This window comes from Ethanoligenens harbinense YUAN-3 (genome assembly GCF_000178115.2).
Lineage (GTDB): Bacteria > Bacillota > Clostridia > Oscillospirales > Ethanoligenentaceae > Ethanoligenens > Ethanoligenens harbinense.
On sequence record NC_014828.1, the window covers coordinates 2,148,414 to 2,161,266 of the forward strand.

Genomic DNA, 12,853 nt, shown 5'->3' on the forward strand with positions numbered 1-12,853 from the left:
TCTTTCAGGCGCGCAGGTGGCTTCCGCCATATTGAACAAACGCAGTCAGAAACCGCAGCAACGGTTTCCAGATATGCGGGTAGACCTGCTCAATCCACACGCGCGCCTGCGCCGCGTTTTCAATGGGGATCCGGCGGCTGCCGACATACAACAGAGTACCTCCGCTGTCCCGCACCACAAATGCCAGACGCGCGCTTGCCAGGCCGCCCACCGCCACATCGGAGGCAAACGCCGCGCCACCCACTGCGTATTTTCCGGCTGCCAGACCGCCGAACGCCACCGCGCCCACAGCCATGCCGCCGAACGCCATGCCGCCTACGGCCAGTCCGCCAAGCGCAATCAATCCCAGCGCCGCGCCCGCAAACCCAAGCAGCCCGAGTGCCAGCACGCCGAAACACAATCCACCGCACGCGATGATACCAAGCGAGATCGCCCCGACGGAAACGTTTCCGATTGCCAGAATACCTTTGGCAACATAAGGTCTGCCCCAGCCGACATTCACGTGAAAAAGCGGGATGCCGAATATGGTGTGTTTGCTTTTGTATTCGTAATGATAGACCGGCAGCCCAAACCGAAACTCCCGCGGCCCGGCATCCGCTTTGCCTTTCACCAGTTCATCCAGGCTGATGCCAAACAGCTTGCTTAAAAGAACAAGTTTGTCCATATCCGGCTGGGACTGCCCCGCTTCCCATTTGGACACCGCCTGCCGGGATACGCCGCACGCTTCCGCCAGCTTTTCCTGCGAAAGACCCGCCTGTTTGCGCAGGGCCTGCAGCCGCTCGCTGAATTCCATCTGTATCACCTCGCGTTTATCATACAGGAAAAACACGGGAATGGCTAGCATCCGGCGCTATCATTTTGTCAACCTCTGGTTGCGGCGGCCGATTTTTTTCACCGATCGTATAGAACAGCATAATATATACATATTATTCATGTGCCTGCGGCACGCGGCTTTGCGTTTTCCATTGCCTGCCGGATCAGGCGCATATTGTTTTGCAGGCGCGCATCACCAGGCGCGTATGCCAGCGCCCGCAAAGCATGCGCTTCCGCTCGCTCAAGCATCCCCAGGCGATAGCAGGCAATGGCACAGAGGTCATCCGGCGTCTGGTCCCACGCATATCCCATGTTGACATAAGTCTGCGAGCGCGACCGGATCTGAAGCGCCTCTTCCGTCAGCCAGAAAACCTGCGGCCAATCTTCCAGCGCATAGGCCATCTGCGCATATTCAACGTAGCCGTCACGCATCGCGGGCGCCTCGGCAATGGCGCGGGCATACCAGCGGCGGGCTTCATCCCACGCGCCGCTTTTCCACCAAGCGCAGGCGATCCAGCGCATGGCGGCGGCGCGTTCCTCCGCCCAGGTAGCCGAGGGCAGTTCCAGATAGGTCGTCAGCGTGCCGATGCAGTCATTCCAGCGCCCCGCATAGAAATATTCCCGTCCCAGATAGTAGCGCATCCGGTCGCTTTGCGGCTCTTCCCACACCGCTGCTTCCAGCAGCGGCAGATAGCTTTTGCGCGATTTTGCAGGGTCGGGGCGATGGTCGAGCGCCACGCCGTCAAGGAATACCGTCTGTTCGCTCTCGGGGTGTTCACACTCGATGTATTCGTGCACGGGATACCGCCAACGGTAGCCGTGCCGTGCATGGATCTTGGAGTATACGAACTGCACGTCAGGGCTGCCGTCCGGTTTCAGGCTCCAGTTGTACAGGTAACGCCCGCAGCCCGTTCCCGGCCGCCACGCCTGTTCCAACTTCTCACGCCAGCCCGGGCGGAACACCTCGTCCAGATCGGTGCAGACGCAGATGTCCACATCCTCCGGCAGATGCGCCAGCGAACGGTTGCGCGCCTCGTCAAACCGCCAGGGCAAGACGGTTTCGGCAAACACCTGCGCACCGCGCGCGCGCAGGTTCTCCACCGTGCGGTCGGTGGAGCCGGTGTCGGTCACCGCCACAAGGTCGGCCTCCCCCATCGAATCCATCCAGCGGTCCACAAAAGCTTCTTCGTCTTTAGAAATGGCATACACCGCCACATTCCACCGCATATACTCATACCTCATCAATCAATCGTTCATGGATCACCCGAAAATTTGCGCGCAAACGCGCATTATCCGGATGAAACGCCAGCGCCGCCGCCGCATCGCGTTCCGCCTGCGCATACAGGCCCAGGTGCCAGCACGCAATCGCACGCAGATCATGCAGCGCGCCGCTCCATGCCTCCGGCTCGGACAGATAGCTTCCCGAAGGCCGCCGGCATTCCAGTCCTTTGCAGGCCATGCCGTAGACCAGTGGCCACTCCTGCCAGCGATAGGCGGCCTGCGCTGTTTCCCAATACGGTTCGCGCAGGTGCGGGCTTTCTGCCACGGCGCGATACAGCCACGCGCGGGCGCACGGGACATCCCCTTTTTCCATAAAGCATCGTGCAAGGAACCGCATGGACGCACAACGTTCCTCTTCCCACCGGGCGGAGGGCAGTTTCAGGTGCTCTTCCAGCGTACGGATAGCGTCATCATACCGTTTGTGGAAAAAATACTCCCGCCCAAGCCAGAACACCGTACTGCTGTCCTGCGGATTCTCCTTTGCCGAAAGCTCCAGCAGCGGCAGGTACTGCCCGCGTGATTTGGATGGATCGGGATAATGGCTAAGCACCACGCCCTCTGCCCAGACCGCCTTTTGCTCCGCCCGGCCGCTGTACGCCAGCACCTCATGCACCGGATGCACCCAACGGTAATCCTTCCTGGCGTGGATCTTCTCATAGACAAATTGCACGTCCGGGCTGCCGTCCGGCTTCACTCTCCAATTATAGAAATAACGCGCCAGCCCGGCATCCGGCGTCCAGGCATGCTCCAGTTTTTCCCGCCAGCCTTTGTTGAACACTTCGTCCAGATCGGTGCAGACGCAGATGTCCGCGTCGCCCGGCACATGCGCCAGCGAGCGGTTGCGCGCCTCATCGAACCGCCAGGGCCGCACGGCTTCGGCAAACACCTCCGCGCCCCGTGCGCGCAGTTTTTCCGTCGTGCGGTCGGTGGAGCCGGTATCCGCGACGACCACCCGGTCGGCTTCTTCCATCGAATCCATCCACCGGTCCGCAAAACCTTCCTCATTTTTACAAATAGCATATACACAAACCCGGTACGGCATCGTCCCACCTCCTGTTATCGGACATTCTGTGTCCAGAATCCCCCTATCCAAAAATATGCGAAAATTCCGCACAAGTGCAAAAACCCGTTCCATTGTCGGCGGCCGATTTTGAATGTATTCCGTCCAACTCACGCAAAACCGAGCGCGATCATGTGCTTTTTCTTCATGTATTTATGCAATTTTCTTAAAATTTGCATTTTTGTGCGTGTTTTTTTAGCGATATGATTGACAATGACTGTTTGTTATTGTATGATGATGAGGGCAATGAACGTACCGTTCTCATAAAAAGAAACCATAAAGTAATGGGGAGGCTGCACGTAGCATGAAAATCAATGAATTGCTCAGTGAAACTGGCATTGAGCTGGGCGCTGTCGTCGGTTCAAAAGACGAAGCCATCGACAAACTGATCGGGCTGCTGGACGCCGAGGGATGTCTCTCGGACAAGGCGGCATTCAAAGAAGGCATCCTAAAGCGGGAATCCCACAGTTCCACCGGCATCGGCGGAGGCATCGCCATTCCGCACGCAAAAGTGGACGCCGTGAAAAAGGCCGGCCTTGCCGCCATGACGGTGCCCGCCGGCGTGGATTATCAGGCCATGGACAAAAAACCGTCCGATCTGTTTTTTATGATCGCGGCACCGGCTTCCGGCAGTGATATCCACTTGCAGGCCCTGCAGCGCCTGGCGGTTATCCTGATGGACCCGGCGTTCAAAAAGAGCCTGCTCGAAGCAAAAGACAAAAATGCATTTCTGGCGCTGATCGCCAAAAAAGAAGCGGAGAAATACCCCGAAAAGCCGGCGGCCCCGGCGCAGACGGAAAAAACCGCGGAGGCAAAATCTGAAACAAAGCCGGCAGCCAAATACCGCGTACTGGCGGTCACGGCCTGCCCCACCGGCATTGCGCACACCTTCATGGCGGCCGAAAATCTGGAGCTCAAGGGCAAACAGATGGGCATCCCGGTGAAAGCCGAGACCAACGGTGCGGACGGCGTGAAAAACCCCCTCACCACCGAAGAGATTACCGCCGCAGACGGCATCATCGTCGCGGCGGACAAAAACGTGGACATGGCGCGCTTTGACGGAAAGCCCGTCGTCATCACCAGCGTGTCCGCCGGCATCAACAAAGCCGAGGAGCTCATCCGTCAGGTGGTGGACGGCAAAGCCCCCATCTACCATCATGCCGGCGGAAAAGGCAGCGCCCGCGCAGAAGAAGCAAGCGGCGAAAGTGCCGGCCATCGCATCTACAAGCACCTGATGAACGGCGTTTCCCACATGCTGCCGTTCGTGGTTGGCGGCGGTATCCTCATCGCGCTGGCGTTCCTCATTGATTCCCTCAGCGGCGTGCACGGCGGCCCGAACTTCGGTTCCACCACGCCGGTCGCGGCCTTCTTCAAAGGCATCGGCGGCTTCTCGTTCAACATGATGCTGCCGGTTCTGGCCGGTTTCATCGCCATGAGCATCGCGGACCGTCCCGGTCTTGCGGTCGGCTTTGTGGGCGGCCTGGTCGCCCAGTATGGCGCCACGTTTGCCAACCCACAGGGCACCACGGCGGCTGCCGACATCGTAGCCAAGACGCACACCGTCAGCGCGGGCTTTCTGGGCGCGCTGCTGGCCGGTTTCGTTGCCGGTTATCTGGTCCTCCTTCTGAAAAAACTGTTCAGCTATCTGCCGAAAGCGCTTGAGGGCATCAAACCCGTTTTGCTGTATCCGCTCGTCGGCATTCTGGTCATCGGCATCATTATGGCTGCCATCGACCCGTTGATGGGCCTCATCAACATCGGCATCGGCGATTTCCTCAACTTCCTCAACAGCACCCACCTTTCGGCTCTGGTCGGCATCATCGTCGGCGGCATGATGGCCATCGATATGGGCGGCCCGATCAACAAGGCGGCCTATCTGTTCTCCACCGGCCTGCTGACCAACGCCGCACAGGCTGGCGTCTCGGCTTCCTCGGCGGCTGTCAGCTACCGCATCATGGCCTCCTGCATGGCGGGCGGCATGGTGCCCCCGCTGGCCATCGCGCTCTGCACCACGTTGTTTAAAAACCGCTTCACCCCGAAAGAGCGCCAGTCCGGTCTGGTCAACTACGTCCTGGGTCTCTCGTTCATCACCGAAGGCGCCATCCCCTACGCGGCGGGCGATCCCATCCACGTGATCCCCTCCCTGATGGTCGGTTCCGCTGTAGGCGGCGGCCTGTCTATGATTTTCGGCTGCCAACTGCGCGCCCCGCACGGCGGCATCTTCGTTCTGCCGACCATCAGCAACCCGTTGGGCTATTTCATTGCGCTGGCGGCCGGCATGATTGTGGGCGCCATTGTCCTCTCCATCCTGAAAAAGCCGCTTCCGAAAGAAGTGTATGACGCGGAACCGGTTGCGGGCGACAGCGACCTGTTCTAAACGGAACCGCATAAAAACACGCCGAGAATCTCGGCTTTGCACATAAGCGCACGACAACAGCCCCCTTTTTTGTTAAAGGGGGCTGTTGCTCTTTCGGTAGCTTTCATGGCCTTTTTCGGTTGTACGGGCATCGGGCGTTTTGCTCAATCTTCCACAATCAGGTGGGGCACTTTCATCTGGCAGTCCAGCACATCTTCCCGCAGCGGCATGGCCGGGATGGCGCCGCTTTTGCCGGTGACCAGCGACCCGACGGCATTGGCGTAATCAATGATCGTTTCGAGTTCCTGTGTGGAAAGACTGCGGAGTTCCTTCAAGCTTTTGCCCTTGAGACCATAATGCACCGCGCCGGTAAAGGCGTCGCCCGCGCCGTTTGTGTCAATGGTATGTACGTCATAGGTGGGCAGAATGTTGCTGCGATCGCCCAGACGGTAATACGCTCCCTTTTTGCCCAGCGTGACGAGAACCAGCGACGCACCGGCTTTCTGAAGCTCCCGCGCGCCCGCATTCAGATCGGTCTCCCCGGTCAGGAGGGCCAATTCCTCTTCGGACAGTTTCACCACATCCGCATACGCAAGGCCGGCTTTCATCTGCTCCACGGCTTCTTCTCTGCTGTTCCAGAGCGGCGCACGGTAGTTGGGGTCATAGCTGATGACCGCACCCGCGTCTTTGGCGGTCTGCACGGCTTTAAACGTTGCGGACCGGGCGGGTTCGTCGGTCAGCGAAAGCGAACCGAAGTGCAGGATGCCAGTCTGGCGCAGCAGATTGAGGTCGAGCTCATCCTCCCGGAGCAGCACATCCGCGCCGGGCTTGCGGTAAAAACTAAACGACCGGTCGCCGGAAGAATCCAGATGCACAAAAGCCAGCGTGGTGTGCACGTCGTCGGTCAGCACCAGATTGTGCGTATCAATACCGAGCTCGTCCAGCGTATCTTTCAGGAAACGGCCGAAATCGTCGTCGCCGACCTTACCGATGAATGCCGTTTTGGCACCCAGGCGGCTGCTGGACGCCAACACATTCGCCGGCGCTCCACCCGGATTGCGCGCAAACAGAGCAGCCCCATTGCCGCCCACTCCGGCGGGTGTGAAGTCGATGAGAAGCTCGCCAATAGCTACAACGTCAAACATAAAAATGCCTCCTAAAATATAAACATTCTCCGCCGGCGACCTTTGCGTAAATTGGCGCGGGCGGCAAAAGGACATACGGCTGCGAAACAGTTTCCCGACCGAGGGAGAGCGGACACACCGCCTTTTTTCTTCGCCACAGATCCGGGCGTCTTATTCGGACCGGCTTTGCAACGTCTGGGAACGAATCAGCTCCGTGCGCTGCAGCGTGCCGCTCGGCTGCACCTTGGGCAGAAACAGCCCGTACAGGTCGGTCGCCCTGCATTCCAGCGCATAGATGTGCCTGGCAAAGGTGCCAAGCCCCATGATGTCGGCATGACGCGTGACGATGGGCAGGCGGGCCGCCTGCCCGGCACAGCGCAATATCTCCCGTCCGCGCGGGCCCAGGCCCACCACCCGCAGATAAGGCGGACGGGCGGCCGTATGGGAACGGGAAAGGCCCAGGAACGCGCCCCAGATGGCACGGCGCACCCGCGCGAGTGTATACCGCTTGGATTTGACGGCGGCAAACAACTGCTCCAGCCCCCCCGCGTGGCGCACGGCGGCCAGCATGCGGTTTTCCAGCCCCTCGGATACATCCGGCACCCGGGCGATGGCCGCCGCATCCAAACAGCGCAGGCGCGCCAGCACGGCGCGCTCGGCATAAGCGGCGCGGTAGGGCGCCGCGCCATCCTCCAGCGCCCGCCGGTAGAGCAGAGCCGCCGCCTCGGGCACACAGTCCAGCGCCTTGTCGTCCCGCCCGGCCGCAAGCAGCGCGCGCACCCGCGCCGCGCTGGCAAATCCGCCCGGCTCCCCCTGCGCATCGTGTCCCGCAAAGATACGGCGCACCGCGACCGGCGCAAACGGCGCCTCCAGCTTGGCGCAGGCCTGCAAATACGCGATGGCAAGGGTATCGTTCGGCCGGGAAAGCGGCGTGATGTCGGCCTGCGGAAACAAGGTGCGGACGGCGTGCTGCCTTGCGCGCGGGAACGAACAGCCCGACGCGAGCGCGTCGGCAAAAGCGCCGCTGCCGTCCGCCTCTCCCAGCATTCGCACGCAGTCGGACAATTTTCCGGTGTCGCCCGTTTCACTGCCGAACACCAGCCGGTCCACACAGCCCAGCGCGCTGAGCAACGAAACCGCCCCAACGGCAAATGTGTCGGCCGCCGCCATCGCCCACGGCAGCGGCAGCTCGATCACCAGGTCTGCGCCCGCCCGCAGGGCGGCTGCGCAGCGCAGCGCGGGCGGCATACACGCAGGCTCTCCCCGCTGGGTAAAACAGCCGCTCATCACCACCGCGACGGCGTCGGCCCCCGTGCGGCGCGCCTGTTCGAGCAGATAGGCGTGCCCCTTGTGAAACGGATTGAATTCGGCGATCACTCCCGCTGCCCGCATCCGCTCACACCGTTCCTTCCCGCCGTTTGCCGCGCGCCTGACCGCCCGCCGCAAACAACCATGCCCTGATGCGATTCTGATGCAGACGCAGCCGGCCCGCAGCCTGGCTCCTGCGCGTCAAAACCGTCATAAAGCAAACAGAATCCCGCATACTACTTGCAACTGCTTTCCCTACCTTATATAATAGTACATGTTGTATCGGCATTGCAATGCTTTCATCGAATGCTTTATTTTATTATGCAGGGGGATCATACATGAAAATCTTGGTCATCAACGCGGGAAGTTCTTCGCTGAAATACCAACTGATCAACGTGGAGAACAAGGACGTGCTGGCAAAAGGCAACTGCGAGCGCATCGGCATCGACGGGCGGTTCAAGCACAAAACAGGCGACGGCCGCGGGTTTGAGCGCGAAGTGGCGCTCCCCGACCACCGCGCGGCGTTCCGTCTGGTTATCGAAGCCCTTACCACCGGTGAATTTGCCGTAATCGGCAGCACCAGTGAGATCGACGCGGTGGGCCACCGCATCGTGCACGGCGGCGATAAGTTCACACACTCCGTGCTGGTGACCGACGAGGTGCTCAAAGAATTTCAGGGAGTCATCAATTTCGCCCCCCTGCACAACCCTCCGGCACTCAGCGGCATTGAGGCCTGCCGGGAGACACTGGGCAAAGCTGTGCCCAACGTCATGGTGTTCGACACCGCATTCCACCAGACCATGCCGCCCCAGGCCTACATCTTCGGCGTGCCGTATAAATATTATGAGCAGTACCGCGTTCGCCGCTACGGCGCGCATGGCACCTCCCACCGCTATGTCAGCCTGCGTTGCGCGGAGCTGCTGGGTAAAAAGCCGGAAGAAACCAAGATCGTCACCTGCCATCTGGGCAACGGTTCCTCCATCTCCGCGGTGGACGCCGGCAAATGTGTGGACACCAGCATGGGCTTCACCCCGCTCGGCGGCATCATCATGGGCACCCGCAGCGGCGACCTCGACCCCTCGGTGGTCACGTTTATCATGGAAAAAGAAGGAATCAGCCCGCGCGATATGGAAAACCTGCTGAACAAGGAATCCGGCTTCATCGGCATCTCCGGTATCTCCAGCGACGACCGCGACCTGGAGGAAGCCACCGCCAAGGGCATTGAGCGCTCGAAGATTGCGCAGGACGCCCAGCGCTATCAGATCAAAAAACTCGTCGGCGCTTATTCGGCGGCCATGGGCGGCCTGGACGCGCTGGTGTTCACCGGCGGCATCGGCGAAAATTCCTCGCTGCTGCGCGCAGCCGTCTGCGAAAACATGGAATACCTCGGCATCACCTTCGACCCCGCGAAAAACGAAGAAACCATCCGCGGCAAAGAGGGCGACCTTTCCCTGCCCGGCGGCAAAGTGCGCGTTTATGTTATCCCCACCAACGAGGAATATATGATCGCGCTCGACACCAAGACACTCGTCGGCTAAAAGCAACCCTAATAAAACGAATATATAAAAAGCGACGTTCCAAGATCTGGAACGTCGCTTTTTAACATTCCGCCGCCGCGGAATGCGTTTTCCATACAGATGCGCGGCAATGGCGGCACTGCTTGCTTTATGACGTGTGATGCGACTCCACAATCTCGCGTTCGCGAAACAACAGCGAAATGCACCAGATGCCCGCGATGGCCACGAGCGTGAAGATGATACGGCTGACAGCGGAACCGGCTCCACCGAATGCCCAGCCGACCACATCAAAATTAAAAATGCCGACGCTGCCCCAGTTAAGCGCGCCAATAATCACCAGCAGCAAAGCGATCCTGTCCAGCATGAAATCAACTCCCTTTTGTTTGCAGCCGCGCGGTTTCCTTTACGGTAACCGCAACGGTCCGTCAAAGGTTCAAAAAACAGATGAAGCATTCAGCTACCATCCGCTTTCGCAGATAGTATGGACAAAAACGGGCGGATTATGCATCCGCCCGTTCCATCGCCTTTTATGTATTGCCGGTTATTCCTCGGCGCCGCTTCTCTGCTCTTTGAGCAAATCGCGGATCTCCTGCAAGACCACCAGATCCGGCGCGGGAGCAGCCGCTTCCTCTTTTTTTTCTTCTTTTTGATGCAGCTTGGAAACTGCCTTGACCATCAGGAAAATGCAGAACGCAATGATGATGAAATTGATAATCGCCTGCAAAAAATCACCGTACGGCAATATGATGCTCTTTGTCCCCGGAATTCCATTGATGGTATAGGTTAGCTTGGAAACGTCGATATGTCCGGTAAAAATACCAATCAGCGGTGTCATAATGTCCTTTACCAGCGCCGTCACGATCGAACTGAACGCGGCGCCGATGATGACACCGATAGCCAGATCAAACGCATTGCCTTTCATGGCAAAATCACGAAATTCTTCTAAAAATCTTTTCAATACATACCCTCCGTTGACTATAAGTGCCGTATACAAATCGGACGACCGCTTTATTTTAGCAAACAAAGAGGATATTTGTCAATTTGATCCCGTTCCGCCCATTTCCAGCTCAGTCTGCAGCAAAGGCAGCTCTTCCTCGAAATCGACGCCGAATCGCACGTCCGTGCCCGCGGCTTTGGTACGCCGGATGCTCCCCGCCGTGAAATCCACCGCGAGCTGCGTGGCCGACGGCAGCGGCAAGCCGCGCATCAGCCCAGCCAGCAGTGCGCTGCCGAACACGTCGCCCGTTCCATGATAGTATCCCTCGATTTTTTCGTTGAACGCATAGGCGATGGAACCGGCATGTTTTGCATAAGAGGCGGCACCCAGCTGCCCATCCCCGAACCAGATGCCGGTGAGCACCACGCGCGGTGCGCCCAGGGCGACCAGCGCATGCAGCAAGCGCTCCACATAGGCGCGGTCATATGGCCCTTCACGATACGGCTCACCCAGCAGAAATGCCGCTTCCGTCATGTTCGGCACGATCAGGCCCGCTTTGGCGCAGAGCCCGGCCATACCTTTGGGAAAATCGGGGGTGTAGACGCTGTAAAGCTTGCCGTTATCCGCCATCACGGGATCTACCATCACCAGCGTATCGTCCGCGCGCAGCATATCGAAGATCTCAGAAACAATGCCAAGCTGCGCGAACGACCCCAGAAACCCGGAGTAAAGCGCGTCGAAATGCACATGCAGCGATTTCCAATGCGCCGCGAAAGCTAGAAGGTCGTCGGTCAGGTCGCGGTATGTAAACCCGGTAAATCCACCGGTATGGGTGGAAAGCACAGCCGTGGGCATGATGCTGGTGCGGATACCCGCCGCGGAGAGAATAGGCAGCGCCACCGTAAGCGAACACTTGCCCATGCCGGAAATATCGTGGATGGCCGCAACGTGTTTCTGCATGGATGTTTTCCTTCTTTATCTTAAAATACCCCGGCGGAACGGCCGGAAAAATCCGTTTTGAACCATAAGAATGCCGCCCTGCGGCGGCAAACAGTGCATATGTGTGGAAAGCGGCCAGACAGTGGCGGTCAGGTCTTGTGAATGAACGCGCAATGACAGACCGGGCAGGTCACCGCCAGTTTACCGCGCCCTTTGGGCAGCCGCAGCAGCTTGTGGCAGCTGGGGCAATGTATGAACACGTGCGTTTTCCGTTCACGGATACGCAGCGCCAACGTGGAAACGGTGCGGGATATCCACAAAAACGCCCGCCGGAACGCGCGGCCGACCGGCACGAACACATGCCAAATGGTCTGCATCAAGCGCGCGAACTGCCATTGCTCCCGGCTGCGGGCGATGGTGTTGCGTGAAAAACCGCGCAGCACCACCAGCACAATGAGCGCCAGCGAAACGATCCACATGAACGGAATGCCCAGAACCGCCGCGGCCACCAGCAGCAAAAACAGGGAAAACGGATCGACGCCGTATCTGCCATCAAAAAAATGGGTATACATGATATCCTCCTTTTGCGGAAGGCTCATATGAAAAACAGCCCGCCGTGCATGCTGTTTTATTTTGTATAGCTATAGTAGCGCCTTTTTCTCCGGCTGTCAATAACCGCACATCAAAACAGCCCCCGCCGCATTGTGCGGGAGGGCTGGTGCCGCGCGCATGACCGAAAGCGTTTACCGCCCGGCCGCCGCCGCTACGCGGCTACATCCCATGTTTTTCACGTTTCTTTCTTTTGATGGAAAAACACGGCCCGTTAAAGCCGGAATACCGGCTTCAACGTTCCGTCAAGAGATTGGAGCGAGATCCTGAACGTTTGAACGCCGCAATCCTCGGTGAAGCTCTCCCCCTGCTGGAACAGCAGCACCAGTTCCGTTTTAGTCAGATAGAAATCCTGTTCCGCGCCGATCTGTTTGAAAGGCCGGCGCAACCGGTCCGTCAGTCCTTTTGCGTGGATCTGCGCCTGCACCTGCTCGCTGAGCACGCCCACATAATCCGCGTGATCGACAAACAGACCGCTCAAACTGTAAACGCGCCCGTCCGCCGTATTCACCGTCACACCTTTTTGCACTGTTCCGGTCCTGCCGTTCTGTGTGAAGGTGCGCGTCGTCACCAAGCTAAACGTCCCGCCCTCATTGCGGGTCACTTCGTAGCCAAAACTACCGCGAACCGGCGCCGCTTTCGCGGCGTATTCCGCCTGCTTCTGGGCACACAGCGCCTGCTCACGCAGAGAACGGTTCAGCTTTTGCTGGTTCTGCACGTTGCCGATACCGGAGACGTGCGGATATACGCACTCGAACTGCACGCCCGGCGCATCCAGCGGGCTGTGCACCGTTTCCACATGCACATGCCCCAGCGCCGTGGCCGGCAGTGTGAACGCAAGCGAAAGCAGGACAAGCGCTGCGAGCTTCAATCGTCTGAACATGCCGCCACCCCCTGAAAGAGTGCTTG

The 12,853-nt window shown here is 59.1% G+C and carries 12 protein-coding genes; 2 read left to right on the forward strand and 10 right to left on the reverse strand.

What is annotated here, in order from left to right; genetic code table 11:
• Nucleotides 1-4: 4 nt before the first annotated feature.
• The 3 genes from ETHHA_RS10025 to ETHHA_RS10035 form a co-directional block, all read right to left on the reverse strand.
• On the reverse strand, nucleotides 5-793 hold the full coding sequence (locus tag ETHHA_RS10025; RefSeq protein WP_013485864.1) for a helix-turn-helix domain-containing protein: 789 nt from the start codon (nucleotides 791-793) through the stop codon (nucleotides 5-7).
• A 137-nt stretch (nucleotides 794-930) separates the two neighbouring features.
• The gene (locus ETHHA_RS10030) at nucleotides 931-2,040 is read right to left on the reverse strand and encodes a tetratricopeptide repeat-containing glycosyltransferase (RefSeq protein WP_013485865.1); all 1,110 of its coding nucleotides are present in this window, start codon (nucleotides 2,038-2,040) and stop codon (nucleotides 931-933) included.
• A gap of 4 nt (nucleotides 2,041-2,044) precedes the next feature.
• Nucleotides 2,045-3,136: a glycosyltransferase gene (locus ETHHA_RS10035; RefSeq protein ID WP_013485866.1), complete on the reverse strand. Its 1,092-nt coding sequence runs from the start codon at nucleotides 3,134-3,136 to the stop codon at nucleotides 2,045-2,047.
• A gap of 322 nt (nucleotides 3,137-3,458) precedes the next feature.
• On the opposite strand from ETHHA_RS10035, the gene ETHHA_RS10040 reads away from it, so the two are divergent.
• Nucleotides 3,459-5,531 (forward strand): PTS fructose transporter subunit IIABC, encoded by a 2,073-nt coding sequence (locus ETHHA_RS10040; protein ID WP_013485867.1) that lies wholly within the window; start codon nucleotides 3,459-3,461, stop codon nucleotides 5,529-5,531.
• Nucleotides 5,532-5,674: 143 nt separating this feature from the next.
• Here ETHHA_RS10040 and ETHHA_RS10045 read toward each other — a convergent pair whose 3' ends face one another.
• The gene (locus ETHHA_RS10045; protein WP_013485868.1) at nucleotides 5,675-6,655 is read right to left on the reverse strand and encodes a carbohydrate kinase family protein; all 981 of its coding nucleotides are present in this window, start codon (nucleotides 6,653-6,655) and stop codon (nucleotides 5,675-5,677) included.
• Between the two features lie 150 nt (nucleotides 6,656-6,805).
• Complete coding sequence (locus tag ETHHA_RS10050; RefSeq protein ID WP_049776598.1) at nucleotides 6,806-8,026, reverse strand: tRNA(Met) cytidine acetate ligase; 1,221 nt, start codon at nucleotides 8,024-8,026, stop codon at nucleotides 6,806-6,808.
• Nucleotides 8,027-8,280: 254 nt separating this feature from the next.
• Here ETHHA_RS10050 and ETHHA_RS10055 point away from each other — a divergent pair, with 254 nt between their 5' ends.
• Nucleotides 8,281-9,480 carry an acetate/propionate family kinase gene (locus ETHHA_RS10055; RefSeq protein WP_013485870.1) on the forward strand — a complete coding sequence of 400 codons (1,200 nt, stop codon included), beginning with the start codon at nucleotides 8,281-8,283 and terminating at the stop codon, nucleotides 9,478-9,480.
• A gap of 127 nt (nucleotides 9,481-9,607) precedes the next feature.
• Here ETHHA_RS10055 and ETHHA_RS10060 read toward each other — a convergent pair whose 3' ends face one another.
• The 5 genes from ETHHA_RS10060 to ETHHA_RS14665 all read right to left on the reverse strand — a co-directional run bounded on the left by ETHHA_RS10060 (nucleotide 9,608) and on the right by ETHHA_RS14665 (nucleotide 12,827).
• Entirely contained in the window at nucleotides 9,608-9,823 is a 216-nt protein-coding gene (locus tag ETHHA_RS10060; protein WP_013485871.1) for a DUF378 domain-containing protein, read from the reverse strand.
• A gap of 177 nt (nucleotides 9,824-10,000) precedes the next feature.
• A complete protein-coding gene (gene mscL, locus ETHHA_RS10065) occupies nucleotides 10,001-10,417 on the reverse strand; it encodes a large-conductance mechanosensitive channel protein MscL (protein WP_013485872.1) in 417 nt (138 codons plus the stop codon).
• A gap of 78 nt (nucleotides 10,418-10,495) precedes the next feature.
• Nucleotides 10,496-11,356, reverse strand: coding sequence for a pyridoxamine kinase (locus ETHHA_RS10070; protein WP_013485873.1), 861 nt, complete (start codon nucleotides 11,354-11,356; stop codon nucleotides 10,496-10,498).
• 128 nt (nucleotides 11,357-11,484) lie between these two features.
• Nucleotides 11,485-11,907, reverse strand: coding sequence for a hypothetical protein (locus tag ETHHA_RS10075; protein WP_013485874.1), 423 nt, complete (start codon nucleotides 11,905-11,907; stop codon nucleotides 11,485-11,487).
• A 251-nt stretch (nucleotides 11,908-12,158) separates the two neighbouring features.
• Complete coding sequence (locus ETHHA_RS14665) at nucleotides 12,159-12,827, reverse strand: DUF3298 and DUF4163 domain-containing protein (RefSeq protein WP_013485875.1); 669 nt, start codon at nucleotides 12,825-12,827, stop codon at nucleotides 12,159-12,161.
• Nucleotides 12,828-12,853 lie beyond the last annotated feature (26 nt).

Bases quoted from the DNA above. Each gene is read 5' to 3' on its own strand.
- ETHHA_RS10025 (WP_013485864.1), bottom strand. From the start codon at position 793: ATGGAATTCAGCGAGCGGCTGCAGGCCCTGCGCAAACAGGCGGGTCTT.
- ETHHA_RS10030 (WP_013485865.1), bottom strand. From the start codon at position 2,040: ATGCGGTGGAATGTGGCGGTGTATGCCATTTCTAAAGACGAAGAAGCT.
- ETHHA_RS10035 (WP_013485866.1), bottom strand. From the start codon at position 3,136: ATGCCGTACCGGGTTTGTGTATATGCTATTTGTAAAAATGAGGAAGGT.
- ETHHA_RS10040 (WP_013485867.1), top strand. From the start codon at position 3,459: ATGAAAATCAATGAATTGCTCAGTGAAACTGGCATTGAGCTGGGCGCT.
- ETHHA_RS10045 (WP_013485868.1), bottom strand. From the start codon at position 6,655: ATGTTTGACGTTGTAGCTATTGGCGAGCTTCTCATCGACTTCACACCC.
- ETHHA_RS10050 (WP_049776598.1), bottom strand. From the start codon at position 8,026: ATGCGGGCAGCGGGAGTGATCGCCGAATTCAATCCGTTTCACAAGGGG.
- ETHHA_RS10055 (WP_013485870.1), top strand. From the start codon at position 8,281: ATGAAAATCTTGGTCATCAACGCGGGAAGTTCTTCGCTGAAATACCAA.
- ETHHA_RS10060 (WP_013485871.1), bottom strand. From the start codon at position 9,823: ATGCTGGACAGGATCGCTTTGCTGCTGGTGATTATTGGCGCGCTTAAC.
- ETHHA_RS10070 (WP_013485873.1), bottom strand. From the start codon at position 11,356: ATGCAGAAACACGTTGCGGCCATCCACGATATTTCCGGCATGGGCAAG.
- ETHHA_RS10075 (WP_013485874.1), bottom strand. From the start codon at position 11,907: ATGTATACCCATTTTTTTGATGGCAGATACGGCGTCGATCCGTTTTCC.
- ETHHA_RS14665 (WP_013485875.1), bottom strand. From the start codon at position 12,827: ATGTTCAGACGATTGAAGCTCGCAGCGCTTGTCCTGCTTTCGCTTGCG.